General features: G+C 44.8%; 20 protein-coding genes. 18 read left to right on the top strand and 2 right to left on the bottom strand.

Going from position 1 to position 18575, the window contains the following annotated elements; all coding sequences use genetic code 11:
* Window positions 1-10 precede the first annotated feature (10 nt).
* From J7E21_RS10210 to J7E21_RS10125, 18 genes are all read left to right on the top strand, one after another.
* Window positions 11-2581 (top strand): VirD4-like conjugal transfer protein, CD1115 family, encoded by a 2571-nt coding sequence (locus J7E21_RS10210; protein ID WP_215107254.1) that lies wholly within the window; start codon window positions 11-13, stop codon window positions 2579-2581.
* The gene (locus J7E21_RS10205; protein WP_215107252.1) at window positions 2578-2796 is read left to right on the top strand and encodes a hypothetical protein; all 219 of its coding nucleotides are present in this window, start codon (window positions 2578-2580) and stop codon (window positions 2794-2796) included. Before J7E21_RS10210 ends, J7E21_RS10205 begins: the two co-directional genes overlap by 4 nt.
* Window positions 2797-2837: 41 nt before the next feature.
* Window positions 2838-3236: a hypothetical protein gene (locus J7E21_RS10200; protein WP_215107250.1), complete on the top strand. Its 399-nt coding sequence runs from the start codon at window positions 2838-2840 to the stop codon at window positions 3234-3236.
* A 31-nt stretch (window positions 3237-3267) separates the two neighbouring features.
* Complete coding sequence (locus tag J7E21_RS10195) at window positions 3268-5850, top strand: pLS20_p028 family conjugation system transmembrane protein (RefSeq protein WP_215107248.1); 2583 nt, start codon at window positions 3268-3270, stop codon at window positions 5848-5850.
* Between the two features lie 46 nt (window positions 5851-5896).
* Window positions 5897-6190 carry a DUF5592 family protein gene (locus J7E21_RS10190; RefSeq protein WP_215107246.1) on the top strand — a complete coding sequence of 98 codons (294 nt, stop codon included), beginning with the start codon at window positions 5897-5899 and terminating at the stop codon, window positions 6188-6190.
* A gap of 2 nt (window positions 6191-6192) precedes the next feature.
* Window positions 6193-6822 (top strand): hypothetical protein, encoded by a 630-nt coding sequence (locus J7E21_RS10185; RefSeq protein WP_215107244.1) that lies wholly within the window; start codon window positions 6193-6195, stop codon window positions 6820-6822.
* A gap of 11 nt (window positions 6823-6833) precedes the next feature.
* Window positions 6834-8792: a VirB4 family type IV secretion system protein gene (locus J7E21_RS10180; protein WP_215107242.1), complete on the top strand. Its 1959-nt coding sequence runs from the start codon at window positions 6834-6836 to the stop codon at window positions 8790-8792.
* Window position 8793: 1 nt separating this feature from the next.
* On the top strand, window positions 8794-9909 hold the full coding sequence (locus J7E21_RS10175; protein ID WP_215107240.1) for a lysozyme family protein: 1116 nt from the start codon (window positions 8794-8796) through the stop codon (window positions 9907-9909).
* Between the two features lie 3 nt (window positions 9910-9912).
* A complete protein-coding gene (locus J7E21_RS10170) occupies window positions 9913-10542 on the top strand; it encodes a hypothetical protein (protein ID WP_215107238.1) in 630 nt (209 codons plus the stop codon).
* Window positions 10543-11388: a hypothetical protein gene (locus tag J7E21_RS10165; protein ID WP_215107236.1), complete on the top strand. Its 846-nt coding sequence runs from the start codon at window positions 10543-10545 to the stop codon at window positions 11386-11388.
* A gap of 209 nt (window positions 11389-11597) precedes the next feature.
* The gene (locus tag J7E21_RS10160) at window positions 11598-11852 is read left to right on the top strand and encodes a hypothetical protein (protein ID WP_215107234.1); all 255 of its coding nucleotides are present in this window, start codon (window positions 11598-11600) and stop codon (window positions 11850-11852) included.
* Window positions 11842-12984, top strand: a complete 1143-nt coding sequence (gene mobP2 / locus J7E21_RS10155) for a MobP2 family relaxase (protein ID WP_215107232.1) — start codon at window positions 11842-11844, stop codon at window positions 12982-12984. The genes J7E21_RS10160 and mobP2 overlap by 11 nt, the downstream gene beginning before the upstream one ends.
* 15 nt (window positions 12985-12999) lie before the next feature.
* Window positions 13000-13455 carry a hypothetical protein gene (locus J7E21_RS10150; RefSeq protein WP_215107230.1) on the top strand — a complete coding sequence of 152 codons (456 nt, stop codon included), beginning with the start codon at window positions 13000-13002 and terminating at the stop codon, window positions 13453-13455.
* Between the two features lie 18 nt (window positions 13456-13473).
* On the top strand, window positions 13474-13758 hold the full coding sequence (locus tag J7E21_RS10145; protein WP_215107228.1) for a hypothetical protein: 285 nt from the start codon (window positions 13474-13476) through the stop codon (window positions 13756-13758).
* 32 nt (window positions 13759-13790) lie between these two features.
* Window positions 13791-14738: a DUF3991 domain-containing protein gene (locus J7E21_RS10140; RefSeq protein ID WP_215107226.1), complete on the top strand. Its 948-nt coding sequence runs from the start codon at window positions 13791-13793 to the stop codon at window positions 14736-14738.
* Window positions 14739-14746: 8 nt separating this feature from the next.
* Window positions 14747-16177, top strand: a complete 1431-nt coding sequence (locus J7E21_RS10135) for an ArdC-like ssDNA-binding domain-containing protein (RefSeq protein WP_215107224.1) — start codon at window positions 14747-14749, stop codon at window positions 16175-16177.
* A 227-nt stretch (window positions 16178-16404) separates the two neighbouring features.
* Window positions 16405-16734, top strand: coding sequence for a hypothetical protein (locus tag J7E21_RS10130; protein ID WP_215107222.1), 330 nt, complete (start codon window positions 16405-16407; stop codon window positions 16732-16734).
* A gap of 313 nt (window positions 16735-17047) precedes the next feature.
* Window positions 17048-17410 carry a YolD-like family protein gene (locus J7E21_RS10125; protein WP_215107220.1) on the top strand — a complete coding sequence of 121 codons (363 nt, stop codon included), beginning with the start codon at window positions 17048-17050 and terminating at the stop codon, window positions 17408-17410.
* Between the two features lie 270 nt (window positions 17411-17680).
* Here the strand turns inward: J7E21_RS10125 and J7E21_RS10120 are convergent, their stop codons facing one another.
* Both J7E21_RS10120 and J7E21_RS10115 read right to left on the bottom strand, forming a co-directional pair.
* Complete coding sequence (locus tag J7E21_RS10120) at window positions 17681-17983, bottom strand: hypothetical protein (RefSeq protein WP_215107219.1); 303 nt, start codon at window positions 17981-17983, stop codon at window positions 17681-17683.
* A gap of 1 nt (window position 17984) precedes the next feature.
* On the bottom strand, window positions 17985-18188 hold the full coding sequence (locus tag J7E21_RS10115) for a helix-turn-helix transcriptional regulator (protein WP_215107217.1): 204 nt from the start codon (window positions 18186-18188) through the stop codon (window positions 17985-17987).
* Window positions 18189-18575: the final 387 nt, after the last annotated feature.

The following is an 18575-nucleotide window of genomic DNA, read 5'->3' as shown; positions in this document are numbered from 1 at the left end:
TTAATAGAACATGTTCAATGACCGTTTCAATTATTATCTAAAGAAGATTGGGATTCCGTTGCTGCTCCTGGCAGTGTCGTTCTCAATCTTTTTTCTTATACTGAACTTCATCGTTAATATGGTTGTTGAAGTATTCCAGAAAACACTTGGCACCGGCAATCTACTAGAAACAGAACCGGTCAACCTGGCAGCAACCATGATTTACAGCTTACCTTTCCTGGGTACAGCATCCTTCGTTTACATGGTGCTGTTGCTAATTTCTTTCGTAGCAGCTGCAGTAATGGTCTTCAAATACATCACGAACTATGGGCAAATCAAAAAAGAGCAAAAAGGCAGCGCCCGCTTTACCACGTTCAAGGAAATCCAAAAACAGTATCGAGATGTTCCCGAAAAAGGGGAGAAGTTCAAAGGGAGCGGCGGGGTGCCAGTGGGCCGCTACAAAAAAAGAATTTTTATCGATGACAGCCCGGTAAATAATATGGTGATCGGGACGACGCGAAGCGGGAAAGGCGAAACGTTCGTCTTTTCGGCCATCGACATTTACAGCCGCGCAGAGCAGCAAGCCAGCATGATCTTGAATGATCCGAAAGGGGAGCTGTACGCCGCATCTAAAGATACGCTCGAAGGGCTTGGCTATCACGTGGAAGTATTGAATCTCATGAATCCGATTCAAAGCATGTCTTATAATTTACTGCAGCTCACCATCGATGCATTTATGGAAGGGAACTTCTCCTTATCGCAACAATACGCCCGCTCCGTAGCTTTCATGCTTTATCATGACCCGAAAGCGAAGGACCCGTTCTGGGCGAACTCGGCGACAGATTTATGTACCGCGCTGATTCTGGCTTTATGCGAGCAATGCAAGCAGGAGCGGGAAAAAATCAATATGTACAATGTAGCGTTGATGCTCTCGGATTTAGGAACGCGCATGGTGGAAAATGAAGAAGGGGAGGAGGTCAGTGCCCTGAACGATTTCTTTTCCAAGTTTCCGGAGAATCATCCAGCTAAAATGCAGTACGCCACTATCAACTTCTCCAGTGGCCAAACCAGAGCCAGCATCTTAGCTAATGCCAATGCAAAACTCGGCGTCTTCACGCTGGACGGTACGGCGAAACTGACGTCACGAAATTCGTTCGATATGTCGAAAATCGGCTTTTCACGCTGGATTAAAGGAAAGACCGCTCCAGACACACGGATCCACGTTACGTTTTCTAATAATAAAACGACAACCATCCGCACCGACGCGGATGGCATGTTCACTATGTTCCATAAGAACCCACTGCAGATTGGCGACTCCTTTACGATAACGGCTGGGAAAGTGGAAACGGTTGTGAACATCACCGGACTGATTGAGCGGGAACGGAAAGATGGCCAAATGATTCATGAAGGTCTTCTAGAACATGAAGTGAACAATGAAAGTCTAGAGATTATGGCTATCATGGAATTCGATAAGCCGACAGCAATATTCATGATTGTCCCGGATTACGATGCCACGTTGAATGTCATTGCTTCGCTTTACGTCAAACAAGTTTATACGAACTTAGCCCGAATCGCATCAAACTCTGAAGGAGGCAAGTGCCATCGAGAAGTCATCTTTATCCTGGATGAATTCGGGAACATGCCGGCGATTGAAGGCATGGCCAATATCGCGACCGTCTGCCTTGGGCGAAACATCCGCTTTAACTTGGTTATTCAGGCATATGCCCAGCTGGAGAATCTGTATGGCGATGATTGGAAGACCATTGATGGGAACTGCGGGAATACACTCTATCTGTTGACTGCGGATGAATCAACAGCTGAATTGATTTCCAAGAAGTTGGGGGAAGAAACTATTCTCACGAAGTCCCGCTCCGGTCAGACCCTTTCCATGAGCAAATCCAAAACGGAGAGCGTTGATGCCAGGAGGCTGATGACGGCCACTGAAGTTATGGGATTAAAAGAGGGGGAAATGATTGTCATCCGTATTATCAAGCGGCAGGATAAGGACCGGAAACGGATTAAGTCCTATCCTATCTTCTTGAGCGGTAAGACCGCGCTGAAGTACCGCTGGGAATACCTGTCGGAGTTCTACAACACCGATAACTCCATTAATGATATCGACATCCCGTGCGAACATTCCATGACCGATCTGAATCAGCTGCGCGCTTCCTTCTACACCAATAATTTTGCCGACAACCTGCAGGCAGTTGAAGATGGCAAAGAGAATGAACTAACGAATCAAGAGGAACAAAAGCAGTTGTTAGAAAAACGAAACGCCGTTGAAGCGGATGTGGCTTCAGCCAAACAGAACAGCAGCTCTTTAAGGCACCAGAAACGAAAAGTGGAAATGCAAAAAGAAGCTGAATTTAATGGTTATGTGAATGAGCACTATAAAGTGGAGCAGCTCTTCAACAGCACCTTCCTTCGAAATGTTGACGCTGAAAATCCGGAACATTATATGGACATGGGCATCGTCGACTTTCGGGAATTGGTATTGGCCAACGACCATCAAATCGAAAACAAGTTCTGCTCCGTGATTTTAACGAAGATAAACGGTATCTTAACAAAACTAAAAGAAGAACAGGAGCGTGTAAACGTATGAATGAAAAAATGGAGCTGCTGGACCGCTATTTGCTGACCCGTGAAAATCGGCTCAATGCAGGGGACGTGTTAACTGTTAAACTGATAGATGGAATGTTGACAGTCTATAAAGAAGAGGATCTCGAAAGCGGAAAGAAGAAGCATGTTACATTGGTTGAAAAGTTCGATGATCAATTGGACATGACGATCGAGGACTTACTTGTGAATCAATTATAGGTATGACGCATTATCATAACTAATATGTAGGAGTGGTTTTAGTGAAAAAAATTGTGGTTCTACTGGCTGTTGTTCTGATATTGACAGGCTGTGGCGAAAAGGAATACTTCAAGCAGATTTATGTCGAAGATGTAAAAGAATACATGGAAGCAGATAAAGATGGATTTATTTTGGTCGTGAATGAAAACAACCAAGATTTCCAAGAATACGTGAAGAATGCAGCAGAGAGTGAGGAAGTTGAAATTAACATGTACAACGCTTACCAGTCGGAAGAAGGAGCGAAAGACAATCGCCCTGTATTGCCTTTTGATGGCTTTGATCGATTCAATGAACTTTATTATGTCGAGGACAATGAAGTGAAAGGGAATTTGGATATGGGCAGTTATGAGGACGTGAAGTTGACAGAAGAAATCAATCATTTTGTGGATCTCCAAAAATGATTTCCTGCGGTTTGATGAGGAGTGAAGTTACATGAAAGATGCAGCAATTGTAGAAAAAATTGAGGAATTTGGCGAGTTTTTAAGTATTGGTACCGTAATTAGTGACATGGTTCGCTGGTTGGGGTGGGTGTTTGTCAAAGGGCTTGCCTTTATAGTAGATGGACTCGAAAACGTGACAGACGATGTATTACTCGTCAAACAATTCTTTCAGAATCCAGAAATTGCGACGTTCGTTGACACGATACGTCCTTTTTTGTACATTCTTTTAGCGTTCAGCCTGCTCTATACGGGTTATTTACTGATATTCCAGAAGAAATTTGATCGCGAAGGCATGGCTATGAACTTGTTTATTGCGCTGGCCATCGTTGTGGCGCTGTCTCAAGGAATGGGCAAAGCCAACGAATTTACCGATGATGCTATCGACGCAATCAATACGACGGAATTGTATGATGAAGGTGAAGGTAGCTTATCTGACAACATCATTTCACGGCAACTCACGGATTTATTGGAATTCGATAAAAAAGAATGGGAAACAACCGAACTCGATCCACCGAATACGCTGCCACTCTCTATGATCGGACATCTATCGGTTACAGAAAAACTAGATGGAGAACGCACTGAATTGGAACTCACACCACAAGGACAGGACATTGTATCTCACAAATTAACATGGTCTGTAAGTGAAAAAGAGTTGGTGGAGCTGGAAGACAGCACTTTGATGCCTTGGACAAACGAATTTTATTACCGCTATGACATCAACTGGCTCACGCTGCTGACAACGTTGGCCGTCATGGCGTTCACGCTTTTCTCAATCGCATACAAACTGGCCAGGCTGTCTTTTGAATTAACGTTCAACTACATCCTGGCCTTACTTGTGGCCCCGGCCGATATACACGATGGCCAAAAAACAAAGAAAATCATGCAATCCATCTTAAATACCTTTCTCGTAATCATCTTGATTTTTCTCTCAATGAAGATTTATATGATTGGTACAGCCTACGTGGCGGCGGAATTGGAAGGCTTAGCGTATTTGATTGCCTTAATCGCCTTCTCGGTCGCTGTTATAGACGGACCGAACATTGTGGAGCGGTTATTCGGCATTGATGCCGGCCTTAAAAACGGCTGGGGCGTCTTGGCTGGCGCTTATGCCGGTGGCAAGTTGATTTCTGGGGCCGGAGGAGCGGTAATGAACACAATGAGCCGCTCCACTGGTGCCAGTGATTCTGAGGGCTCCGAAAAAGGCAATGGCCAGGGTGAGAAATCGGCCGGTCATCAGAATAAAAATGGAGCAGCTATTGAAAATGCCGTGTCGCCGAATGATGGTGAAACAAAAGGTGCGGCACAAACAGGATTGGCTGGCAGCGGAATTGCGGCGGGCTCAGCCATTGCTGGTGGAGCTGCCGACAAAAAAGGCATTGAGAAAAACGATGAGGCTCCTTCTCCGAATCATAATATTGAGCTTTCAAAAGGCAATAGGATGGAAAGTACGGAATTGAACGAAGGAGCAGGAAACGACGATGCCGCTCCTGGAAATGTTAATTCAGACAAAGCTAGTTCGTCGGACAACGAAAAATCTCCCCAGGAGCCCTCACAAGCCGCGGGAGCATCTGGAGGACATATCCCTTCACCTAACGATTTAGAAGGCGACGATTCTAGCACTTCTGGAGTCCATGCAAGACCGGTCGGTTCAAATGGTTCTGTTCCTTCACCAAACGATGCAGATCGTACAAGTGGCGGATCATCACCAGCATCAGCTGTTGGCAACATCCAGGATGAACGTATGGAACAACGAACAGCAGGCCAATCGGATGACGAAACCGATAGCATAAATGAGCAGGCGGAAGGCAATTCGGCAGTTCATGACAGTTCGGTAGGAAATTCCAGTTCTGGTCCAAGTGCTGCAGCAAGTCCGAATGCTGATAACTTAACTACGCCGTCTTCCGCGGCAGGAAAAAGTCAGAACGACACCCATAATGCTCCTTCTGGACGGCAGCAAAGCACAAACAGCGTCAATCGCTCCGGTGGTGATCAAGCCATCGATGAAGAGGTCATCGTGAACGATACCCAGGGCACTACTACGCAGGGATCCAGTAACGTTAGTACAAATACGAGTGGCGCTTCTAACACGAGTGCTGCAGCAAGTCCGAATACCGGAAACGCAGCTGTACCTTCTTCCGCAGGAGGACAAAGCCGCAATGAAACCAGCAGTGCACCTTCTGGACGGCAGCAAAGCACCACCACCATCAACCGCTCCGGCGGTGATCAAACGATTGATGAAAACGTCATGGTGAACGAAACACAAGGAAACACTACACAAGGCGCCAGAAACGTGACCTCGAATACGAGCGGTGCTTCTGGTGCGGGCGGATTCAATTCCGGTACGCCCGCTGCTTCAGGCGCTTCATCCACATTGGGCAGCGGATCCAGCCGGACGATCAATCAAGACAGTGCTTCTCGCGAAAACATCGTGAATGAAACAACAGTTAACCGGAATCACCAGCATCATACGGACCAAACAAACGTGAACGATATTCGCAGGCCACATACGCATAATTTGAACCAAGAAGGTTCGAGCACAATAGACCGCATCAAGAATTACCGGAGAGGGAGATAGCTGCTTGCAACTGTCTCTTTTTTCGTTCCTAAAGGAGCTGGCATCAATGAGGATCTACCAAATACCGAATGAAATAACGACTGAATTGAAAATTAACAAAGCACTGTACCTGTTCGATCTGTTTCTGATCATCGGCTTGATTGTTTTCCGAATGATTGCTTTGCCGTTCGTGCATTCGTCGCTGGTCTGGCCGTTCACCCTATTCCTAATTCTATTCGGGCTCTTCTTGATCATCAGACCCACAACGAACCCGCAGAAACGAATGAATCAAGCGATTTTGTATGCGATGGTCCGAAAAAAAGATACGTACAGCGCAATTGACTACGAGGAGGGGAACTAAAGATGGCCCTATTTGATGAAACGACGAAACGCACAAAATCCAAATGCCGGACCGCCCTACTGGACGAGCGAGACATTGCAGCAGAGCGGAAAGCGCACAGCACCCAAAAGAAAGTCCTGTCATCGTTTGCGGACATTTCACCAATCGTCGACATCACCGATTCCGAGTTCTTTGAAATGCGAAACGGTGAATTCATGGAGATTCTTCAAATCACCAGCAAGGACATCTATTCCCTGAACGAAACCGACAAAGACAACGACATCTATTCACTTGCTCACTTTTTCCAAGCGTATTTGCCAGCCGTTAAAGTCATCCCGCTCAATACACCGGTCAATTTGGAGATTCCAAAGAGGCATGTCATGCGGGACATCAGACGAAATCAGAATCCGTATTACCTGCCATATCTGGAAAAGAAATTGAGAGACTTAGAATTTCTAGAAAACAACCGGACAGACCGGGAGTTTTTCCTTTTCATCTACGGAAACAATGAAAAAGCCATGCTGGAGAACAAAGTCCATGCGCGAAAGCTGATGGCGCGAAGCAACCCGCTCATTGAATTACAACTGGAAAAGAAGCTGAGCATCCTGTATCAATTGGCCAATTTAAATTCCAAACCACTATCCGACGTATAGGAGGACCAGACATGCTGAACTTTTTAAGTACCTTACTGAAACCAAAGAATGACGACGAGGTGAAAGCGGAAAAGGGATTCAATCCCTATCTGCTTTCGAAAATCCAACCACAGGGTGGCATCAAGTTTGAGAGCGGCTATGTGAAGACAGGGGATGGGTATGTCTCTTGCATTCATGTCTATAAATACCAATCACTTGTCGGCGACTTCTGGCTCGAAGAATTGATGCGGATTGAACATGCGGTCGTCACACTGGACGTTGCCACAGCCGACAAGAAAGAGATCATCGAATCGATCAATAAATCCATGGCAGAACAAAATACCCGCTACCAAACGGCAAAAGACAACGTCGACCGCATCGATGCCAGAGCCAGTTACGAAGAGCTCGATGGGGTCTACAAACAAATCACCAAAGGCGAAATCATGAAACGGATACATCTTCGGGCTTACGTGAAGGCCAAGACGTTCGAAGAGCTGGAACAGCGTGTGCGGCACGTATTGGATGAACTGGAAAGCCTGAACTTCCGAGGCTCGGTCTTGCTGAACGAGCAGGATTATCTGTGGTCCGGTATCTTTGCCAGTTACGACAATCAATTGCAGTTCGTCAACAAGCGAAAAGGGAAGGAGATTCAAGCCTTGTCGGTTGCCGGCGGCTATCCATTCCATTACACCAGCCTGACTGACGAGCACGGTACCTATTACGGAACCACCGAGACAAACGGCAGTGTCGTTTTTGACATCTTCCATAAAGACAAAAATCGAAAATCCTATAATGCCTTGATGGTCGGGAAGATGGGCTCTGGGAAATCCACGTTATTGAAAAAAACGGTGATGGATCAAGCCAGTAAAGGCAACAAAGTGCGCATCCTGGATGTGACCGGCGAATTCAGAAGCATCGTAGAGGAGATGGGCGGCAAAGAGATTGCATTAGATGGATCCCGCGGAATCATCAACCCGCTCCAGGTATTCAAGACGGTGACCAATGAGGAAGATGGTTCCACAAACGAAACGCAATCCTTTACACAGCACCTATCGAAAATGAGTGTGTTCTATAATTTCATCAACCCGCAGGCCAATGCGACCGAAAGTACGGAGTTTGAAATCCTGCTGCGGAAATTGTACGTGGAACGGAAATTGTGGTCTAAAGATCCGGATGAAATCATTCCAATCACCCAATTTCAAGCGAGTGAATACCCGACATTCTCAGACCTCCTTTTTCTAGTAAGAAAGGAACTGTACAAAGATTTTGAGCAGCAGATCCGGCATGAGAATTTAGCGCAGGAGCGGGAGCTGCGGCTATCGAATATCGAGTTGTCCTTGACGAACCTGGTGGACAACTATGGCAGTATCTTTGATGGCACATCTTCCATCGAAAGCTTCGACGATGAAGGCATTGTGTCGTTCCCTTTACGGAATTTAACCAACTTGAAATCGGAAATCTACCAGGCACAGATCTTCAGCATTCTGAACATGCTATGGGATAGCATGATTGCAGAAGGTGCTCCTCAGTTCAATGCGTACAACAAAGGAAAACTGGCTTTTGAAGACGCTTCAAAATTTCTCGTCCTGATAGATGAAGGGCATCACCTCATCAATACGCGCGAAGTTTCTCAGCCGGCGGTGCTTTACCTGAATAAGTTCATGCGGGAAGCCCGGAAGTATTTCGGTGGTCTTTTCTTCGCCTCGCATCTCATTTCCGATTTCGTACCGGATGGTTCCAATAATGAATACGCTGAAAACGTCAAAGCCTTGTTTGACTTGACACAATACAAATTTATCGGTCAGCAAGACGCCCAATCCTTATCGGCCATCCAGAATGTATTCAAGGGTCAGCTGACAGAATCAGAGACGCGGGTCATTCCCCACCTTGAAACTGGGAAGGTGGTTCTTTCCATCTCGGGCGATAAAAACATTGTCTTTTCAGTGGATGTATCGAAACGAGAACTGGCGATGTTTGGTGGGGGTGCATAAGATGGGGCAGGCCCGTTCAAAGGCACAACTAGCCAAGACCGCATTAAAGCTAGCCATGCTGAAATACAACCCCATCGGCATGCAAGTCAAACTGATCATTGCAGGATCCGCTTTGGCAATCGGTATCCTCCTGATTTTCACAGCCGGCCTCTTCTCCATGTTCTCCAGTTCCAACGATACCTCTTCGGGAGTTGGGGTAGGCGTTGGACCGGCATCGGTTTCTCCAGAGGTGGCCCAATACCGGGATGCTATTTCTAACGAGCTCACTACCTACAACATGGAAGACCAAACAGAACTTTTGCTGGCGTTGATAATGCAGGAATCTGGCGGGAAAGGGAACGACCCCATGCAAGCCAGTGAATCGAAATGTGGTTCGATTGGTTGCATCACCGATCCGGATGAAAGCATTGCTTATGGCGTGAAGCACTTTGTTTCGGTCTTTGAGAGTGCCGAGAAAGACATCAAACTGACGCTGCAAAGCTACAACTTCGGGAGCGGCTTCATCGATTATGTATTGAAAAATGGCGGCTCCTACACCAAAGAGCTAGCTATTTCTTTTTCACAATTACAGTACCAAAAACTAGCACATACCGGCATCTATAAGTGTCATCGTCCGGAAGCCATCAAGCACAATGCGTGTTATGGAGACATCGGATATGTGGACGCCGTATTGAAGTATTTGCCGTCTGCCAGCATGGGGAATTCGGACATGATTGCAGAAGATTTAGCATCACCCGTTAATCGGAAATTGCATGTCACTTCTCCTTATGGGTGGAGAAACATTGGAGCGGGACCGGAACATCATGACGGAATCGACTTGCGCTGCACCGAAGCCGATTCCATCCATTCCGTCAAAGCGGGAACAATTGTATACGCCGGAACGTATGGCGGTTACGGGAACGTCGTCACCATTCAGCATGCCGCCAACTCGTTCTCCACCTATGCACATTTAAGCCGCATCAGTGTCCAGGCAAACCAAAAAGTGGAGAGTGGAAATCAAGTCGGCATGTGCGGCAATACAGGTCGTTCCTTCGGGTCGCATTTACACTTTGAAATCAAAACGCAGATGTGGGGCGGGTATATGGATCCCGCTCCTTTCTTATTTAAGGAGGTCTAACACATGCAGCTTACCCAAAAATCATTGTTGATTCTCCTATCTTTTCTTCTAGCCATTTCATTGGCCGGCAATCTCTACAGTTTTTCTCAAGATGATGGAAAAAGCAACGAAGCGCAGAGTCAGGTGGCGAAATACGAAAGCAAGTTAGTAGAAAACGAGAGAGAAATTGCATCACTGCCGGAAGAACTCGAAGCCAAAGAAGTCACTGCTCCAGTTGATCCTGAAGAAGTGGCTCCAGCAGCTCCAGAGCCCGAACCGGAAACATCTAAACTCATCAATACTGCCCAACGGTTTATCGAATACGCGTTTGAAACTGAGCCGGAGACACATGTTACGCGGAAAAAGTTGGCTCTGAACTACATGACTGAGAGCCTCTATGAAACCTTGTATTCTTCGGATGGAATGGATGAAGAGCAACAAAAAATAGCAGTGAACGTTAAAGAAGTCACCGTTTTCCCGGATAGCCAAAATGAAAAGGAAGCCATCGTGTTTTATGTCTATGAAGAAGAAATTCTTTCTTCCGGATACAAAGAGCAAAAGGAAATGTACGTAAAACTCTCCTTTACAATAGAAGGAAATCAATTAAAAGTGGCGGAAATCAAACCGCTCGAAAATGAGTACGGAGGGATCTAAATGGCTAAAAAGAAAAAAAAGAACCTGAAGCTGAACATGTCGAATCTCTACATCACGCTGGCCTTCCTGTTCATCCTGGGGTTCGGATTTTTTGGAACTTCGAAGCTATTTATGGCTGAAGACATTCCAGTTCACCAAACCGAATTGAATAAGGAGTTTGATCTAAAGGCAAATGGAAAGTTCACGGTAAAAGAATGGACCTACGACAAAGAAGAAAAAATGATGGAAATCATGCTAATCACGAATGGCATAGAGGATTATCTGACCATGCTGGATTTCACCGCCGTCAGCCGAGAGAATCTTTCTGCAGAGCTGCCGACAGAGATCATTTATGACGAAAGCGATATCTATATCATCCACATCAAGGAGGTCCCGAAAGACTTCAATCAGATCGCCCTTCGGTTCAATAAAAGCGACAAGAGTTATGACAAATTTTTTGCAGAAGGTGAAATGGAAGAAGAGCAAGATAACGTGATTTCCACCATCTATACGGACCAGCGAATGGTTAAAGAGGAATCGATACCTGACCGGAACTTTACGGAATATGCCCTGGAAATTACCGGTGAATTAATTGGAGAAGCGGAACGGGAAATCCAAGAATTAAAAGAAAAGAGTCGGATGACCGATGACATCATCGGCGAGATTCGCGAAGAGATCGAGCAGCTGCAGGTGGACCTTCTGTATCAAACTATTGATGAACAAGTCGAAACGAACAATGACGTTTTCCAGCTGCAGAAGAGCATCGAAGACTATGACAAAGAGCAGCAAACCATGGACGACGACATCAAGAATATTCGTGCGAAAGTCGAACGCTTGAAGCAAAAGCAGTACGATTTGAACATTTAGAAGAGGCCTCCATATGGAGGCAAACGGCTTTTTTAAAGGCTTCCATATGGAGGCCTTTAGCTGTTTTTCATGATATCACTCAAACCCCAGGCTCCGCCTGGTCTAGCGCTGAAAGTGATAGCAGTTTTCCCTTATGCTCTTCCCTTCCCTACACCCACCACTAGCCTATATCAGTATTCTGATAACCAATGAACGAAGGAGGTTTTGACATGGACCTATTAATTCGGGATATCGATCCCCATGCGGTCAAAAAGATTGATGAATGGGCAAAGAAAAAGAATGTTTCGCGGCAAGTCTACCTAAAAGAATTGATTGAAAAAGCGACGATGCTGGAGATGATTTCGAACGCGGAAGACAGTTTCGAGAAGCAGCTCCAAGTCAATACGTTGTTCCTGGAGAAAACATCGGATAGCCTCAATGGCTTGGTCGATATTCTGAAGGAGTTGATGGCCGATGACGAATAGACCGGCTATTGTCATCAAGTCAAAATTTATTGTTGGCAGTGGTGGAGGGACGTCATTTAATAACTACTTGAATTATATGGACCGGGCGGAAACACACGACAAGACCAATGATTTTGAGAAGTACCAGGACTACATGAGCAACGAAGAGAAGTCCACCGGGCTCTTCACGTTGAACAAGGATAGCCTCAACGATGAGGACAAGGTTTACTTCAAGGAAGAATTCAAAAAAGCACAGGAGAGCGGGAGTGTCTTATGGCAGGATGTGATTTCTTTTGACAATGAGTGGCTGAAAGAAAGCGGTGTGCTTGAGGAGAAGAACATCGACAATAAGCAGATTCAAGATGCCACCCGCTCCGCCGTCCAGGACATGCTGAAGAAAGAAAGCATGATTGATTCGGCCATCTGGACAGGAGCTATCCATTACAACACGGATAACATTCATGTCCATGTCGCCATTGTGCAGACAAAGAACTTCAAAGAGCGGGGCAAACGAAAACAGGGTTCCATTGATTCCATGAAATCAAAAGTGGCCAACAAAATAACAGACCGCTCCAAACATAACGAAAAGCTCAATGTGTTTATCCGGGAGCGGGTCATCAATTCCAAGCGGGACGATCCACTGCTCAGTTTAAAGAATCAGGTCATGAACCGCGAGTTAGTCCGGCAGTTTAAGAAAGTTCATCAGCTGCTGCCGGAAGACAAACGGATGTGGCGCTACAATATGAACGCCCTTAAAGAAGTCCGGCCGGAGATTGATAAGCTGACAACGCTCTATATTGAGAAGAACTTCAAAACAGAATTCAAAGACTTTCAGAAGCAGCTGGAGAAGGAAGTTGAAATCCATAAACGGATGTACGGCAACTCTGAGAAGTCGGAGAACTATCGCGAGACCAAAATGACCGACTTGTATATGCGGATGGGCAACACCATCCTCAAAGAAGCAAGTGCGTATGACTGGAAACAAAAAGAGCAGATTAGAAAAAGCAACAAAAAGCCGAGTGCACTTTTTGTTCAGCGCGATCTCAACAAGGCGGTCTATCTGGTGAACCGCTACGCCAAAGATGATTTGGAAAACAGCAAAAACCAGCGAGCTTATGAACAACTGCAACAGGAACAGGAATACGAAAGATAGAAAGGGTGTGGCATCATGGATGAATCCTATCAGCACGTTAAAAATCAGCACCGTTACCGCATTGACGAAGATGTACATCAATACCTCAAGGATTACGCAATAAAGAATGAGCTGCCGCGTGAGAGCAGTTCTCGGGCTTTGGAATTGGTCGTCAACGAACACAAGCAACTGGTTTCTGAAAAGGTCAACGCAAATTTATTATCGCAAATCATTTCACATAACGTTACGACCGCTGTCGAAGAAATGATGGGAGCCGGCATCGCAAAAGAACTCGAAAAAGTGCGATTGGGAACTAACAACACAGACCGCAATACGCAAAAACTCATTGAATTGGTGCAGGGGCTTCTCCAGCTACAGAACATCGACCACATCATGACGACGGATATGAACGCGCCTCCGTTTTTAAAACAGGTGGATGATTTGATTGATTCGCGGATCACCGAACAGAAGCAACGGAAAGACAATCAATAGAAAAGGGAGCGGATGACTATGGCCGTATTTAGCCACAATTACACACTGGGTTTAATCAAGGAAGTCGGAGAAAAGGATGTCCTGATTTCGGTGAACGGTAAAGATATCGAGGTAGAGCTGAAGGAGACCGATCGTGAAACGCTCCTACACATGGTGACAGAAAATATTTTCCTGATTCCCGTGGATTCCGACACGAACCAACTCATCTTAAACATCGAAGAATCGGCTGTGCGGGAAACGTTCCCGGAAATGGAGTTGCCCGAACTGATGGGAGCGTCTGAAGAAGTCGACGAAAAAGAGTGATCTTTTTCGAGTAATCAAAAGGAGTGATTAGGGTGGGGGATCGAGTGGACAGAGAAGAAGTTCGAAAAGCCAATGATATACATGTACTGGATTACTTGCATTCGAAAGGCGAGAGCATGGAGCGGCAAGGGCATTATTACCGGCATCCAGAACACGATTCACTTGTCATCAAGGATAGTGGCCATTGGTACTGGAACAGCCGAAGCAAGGGCGGATATGGTGCCATCAGTTTTGCTCGGGAGTATTATGACCTGACCTTTCAGGATGCCGTCCGGGACGTCAATGCACAAGATCATTCTCAGACATTTGCCAAAGAAGCGGAGCGGCACACCGCAAAAGAATTTGCATACCCGCTGCATCATGAGGTCGAAACGCAGAAGAACATCTCTCGGTATTTAACCGATGAGCGGAAGCTAGATCCGAAAATCATAGCTGATCTGATTCGGAATGATTTGCTGGCGGAAGATAAATTGAAGAACGGCATTTTCAAATGGAAGGATTCTGAAGGCAAGGTTGTCGGAGGCGATCGGCAAGGCACCGTAAAGATGAACAACAAGCGCGGTTCCTTCAAACAGATACTGGCCAACAGCAAAGAAGACGGCGGGTTCCGGTTGGATATCGGCTCGCCAAATAAGATTGCGTTATTTGAAAGCCCGATTGATGCACTCAGTTATTTTGAGTTGAAACGGCCAGAAAATATCCGGTTGCTGTCCATGTCGGGACTTAAAGACCAATCCGCTACCGCTGGAATTCGAGACTTGATTAAGGACTGCAAGGAGCGCGGAGCGATCGTGGAACAGGTAATCTTTGCGGTCGATAACGATGCAGCAGGGGAGCAGTTTGTGAATCGCTGGTCTACTTACCTAACAAATTTTGAAGTAGAGAAACCGAAAAATAAAGATTGGAACATTGATTTGGTGGAAGCGAAAACAATGACGAAACAGTTGGAACCGAAGAAAGCAGTCGAATTAGAAAGGTGAGGACTTGAATGGCATTCAAAGGCAAAAAGAAAACGCCTGAAGAGAAGATAAAGGAAATCGAAGAGCTGACAGCGGGTATGGATCAGCAGATCGAATCGTATTTTGTTTCTGAAAAAGCGATGCGGGAACACTTGGCATTCATGGCCAACTTTCACAACTACTCGCAACGCAATATGACGTTAATCGATAAGCAGTTCATGGGAGCCCAAGCAGTGGGCTCCTTTAATTTTTGGAAAAGCAAAGGCGCGGCTGTCCAGAAAGGGGAGAAGGGAATCAAAATCTTGGTCCCGACGCCCGTCCAGTTTTTCAAAAAGAATGGCATCGATGTGCCGGTATCAGCAGCCAATAAGCAGGAAAAAGAATTGATGGATAAAAAGCAACTGGAAACGTCCAAAAAAGTCTTCTTTAAAATCGGTCATGTATTCGAATACACGCAGACCAACGCTCGAGAATTGAATCTGTCGGTCTCTGAAATATTTGGGAAGTACCACCGGGATGGCAGCCTGGAAACCAGCAAGGAAATGATGACCGCATTGAATAAGGTCGCGTATCAATTGGATTTCACTATTGTAGACGAAGCGCCATTCGAACTTGGAACGGCCAAAGGGGCGGCTGCTCCGAATGAAAAGATTATCGCCTTGAATCCGCGGAACACAGAATTCGAAAATGTATCCGTGCTGATCCATGAGCTGGCGCACGCCAAGATGCATACACCGGAACGCTCCCAGGAGCTGTCGACGAGCGAAAAGGAATTCCAGGCCGAAATGGTTTCCTATGTGGTTGCCAACCGGTACGACATCGATACAGAAGACTTCACGCTTTCCTATTTGGCCAATTGGACGCAAGGGGCCGAATTAAAAGACAAGGAGCGGCTGCTGAATGAAGTCCGCAGTACTGCCAGTGAATTTATCGACGAAATCGACTCGCATTTTGACCAGGTAAAAGAGAAGGAGCTGCAGCAAAGTAAAGCGGATGATATCGCCTATAATCTTACGGACCGAGCATTGAAGGCGCATGAGGCTCATACCGGAAAAGAATTGACTAACGAGGAACCAGCTATGTTTATACACGGCATCAGCACAGATTTCAAGCCTTTCGGAGAGGTGAATAACCTAGACTTCGATCAGTACAAAGAAGAGCGGACAGCCTATACCGTGGCCATCCCACAAGATACAGGTCTTACTCTGGTCATCAGCTCTCAATACGAAAAGGGCGCATATATTCACCCGCTCCACCAATTAGATAAAGAGCAGCTGGTGGACAAGGAGACGTACGCGACATTGGAAAACGGGTACCATGATGCGCTGCTGAAACAAGACGATGACTATATCAAATCGTTCGCAGCTCGGTTGAGAACCGAAATTCACAAAGAAGATGCTCCTTCAGCAGACAAGAAAAAACAGAATCTAAAAACAAATACAGTTGAAATCGAAAGGTGAAGAAAAAAATGAGTTAAGAAGTCATTTGTCAGAGCAACCAGCAGAAAAAATTCCATTCGAATTCAAATGGTAGGGAATCAATAAGAAAAAACAAGAAGTAAAGGCTGGTCCTTTTCCGCTTCTTGTTTTTATTCTTTTTTAAAAGAAAATTCAGAACTTTTTCTATTGCTTTCGAACGGATTCAGCTATACTAATTAAAAACCAATTTTTGGAGAATGGGGAACGACATGAAACATTTGCCAACTGTTAGCCGAGCGAAAGAAGAAATTGAATATTTACAGGACTATGTGTTACTTGCCGAAACGTATCACGCGAACACGCTAGAGAAAAAAATCATTAAATTGTATGCCTACACGGGAAGCCTTCAAAAAGTGACTGCACAGATAAACGAAGAGCGAGAAGCTCAAAACCTATCGCTGATTGACGCCACCTTTGTTTCTCGCTCCATCCAAAGCAAACCAAAGGACCCCTTGCACAAGTTGCTCCGAGCTAATTATTTACAAAAGACGAAGCATATTCGAACAAAATCAGCTGAAAGAGGTCAATACAGTTATTAATACTCTTCTAGGTGCTAATAGGGACAACCGAATATAAAATGAGTTGATAAAGAAAAGGGAGTCCGTGGACTGTCTCTTTTCTTCTGGTATTTAAATTCCTAATTTCACAGAAGAAAGTACTGTTTTATAAGAAGAGACAGGTACGCACAAATTGAAAGAATCATTTTTAATCAAAAAGTTAAAGAACAAAATCAGCTAAAATCCTCATCCTTATTCGGATGAGGATTTTTTATTTGCCAAAAAAAGATTAGACAAGGAAATTTAGCGGTATAATAAGAACATATGTTCCTTATACACTTAGGAGGTGGTCACGATGAAAGGAAATAAACATCTGAAAGTGCAAGGCGAAATTAAAGACCGGGGAATGATTAAGTGGCAAGGAATGATGCTGACCGAACATGTTGAAATGATCCGCGCTTGGTACGAAGAGGATAAACATGATGCAAAACCAGATTTGGATGAAACTGACCTGCAGCTATTGGAGGAAGAGCTTGTATTGGCTGCCCAACGGAAGTGCCACGTGAAATTGAAGTCGTGGAAAGAAAGGAGGTTCCATTACCATATCGGTATCATTCAGGAATTAGATCAACATAGCCGTTCCATCACTTACCAAGATCCTTCTGGCATGCACCGATTACCGATGGAAGAATTGGTGAGCGTCTGGTTAATTGATTGAAAAAGCGCTTATTCTTGTTGGATAGGAATTTAGTAAGGAGTGAGGTTCTGTTTTTCTCTGGATCGAATAGTCTATTAAGATGGCAATGCTATCGCTAAAGCAGAAGAAGGGTCGCAGTTATTCAGGTAACTTCGGCTCTTTTTGTTCGTAAAAGTACACTTTCACAGACAGAAAAAGAAGCTCTGGCTTGAGCTTCTTCTCTTCCGATAATCCGGCAATATGTAAACCATTTCTTCTGTATCAATATTATCTTTAAGTTTATTCTTACATTTAGAATTTGAAATTATAATAATAAGTGGAAAATGCCCAACCAGCTAAATGGATCAACATCAGCGTCCCTAATAGTGACACAGCAGTCAATTGAACACCCAAAATCAGTAATGCAAATAGAATGTACATGGATAGTAAAGTAATTTTCCAAGCACTTGAAAAGGATTTAGTGGTGATATTTTCATATCTCTCATCAAGCCCTCTATTTTCTGCTGCTTTCTTCCGTCCCCACCAAAGGCCAAAGAGTCCTCCTGAAGCTCCTACTATTAAACCCAAAAAACCTAACATTTGATTCCATTCCATTTTATTCACTTCCTTTCTCAAAAATAAAGACATCTTCAATTCGAAGTTGAAATAACTTGGCTATTTTGTAGGCAAGTTCTAATGAAGGTTTATAACGACCATTCTCTATCGAGATTATAGTTTGTCGAGAAACACCTAACTTTTCAGATAGTTGCTCTTGTGTAAAACCAAATGATGTCCTAAGTTCCTTTATACGATGTTCCATATCTCACCCCTCCAAGTAAAGTTTACTTTACGTAAAGCATACTTTACTTTTGGTTATATGTAAACCAAATTTCAACTAAAAATCTAGTGGAGTAATCTTTTGCATACAAAAAAGAAGAAGCTCTGGCTCAAGCTTCTTCTCTTCCGATAAGGAGTCATATGTAAACTCTTTTTAAATTATACTATGATGAAATAATCTTATTGCTTATTTATTGTTTCATCGCGTTCTAGTTAATCTATTTCCACACGGCCATTTGCAAAAAAATGATTCTACCTCTTTTATTTGGCCCCAAAAAGGACAATGCCATTTTATTGACATTGTCCTTCAGTATCTTTTGTTAGCCCTTGAGCTTTTCTGCATTTTCATTTCTTGGGTTCTGTAATAGCG

Source organism: Planococcus sp. ISL-109 (genome assembly GCF_018613655.1).
In the GTDB taxonomy this organism is placed as follows: Bacteria; Bacillota; Bacilli; order Bacillales_A; family Planococcaceae; genus Planococcus.
The sequence above is the reverse complement of the archived record's forward strand: the minus strand, read 5'-3'. Positions and strand labels throughout refer to the sequence as shown.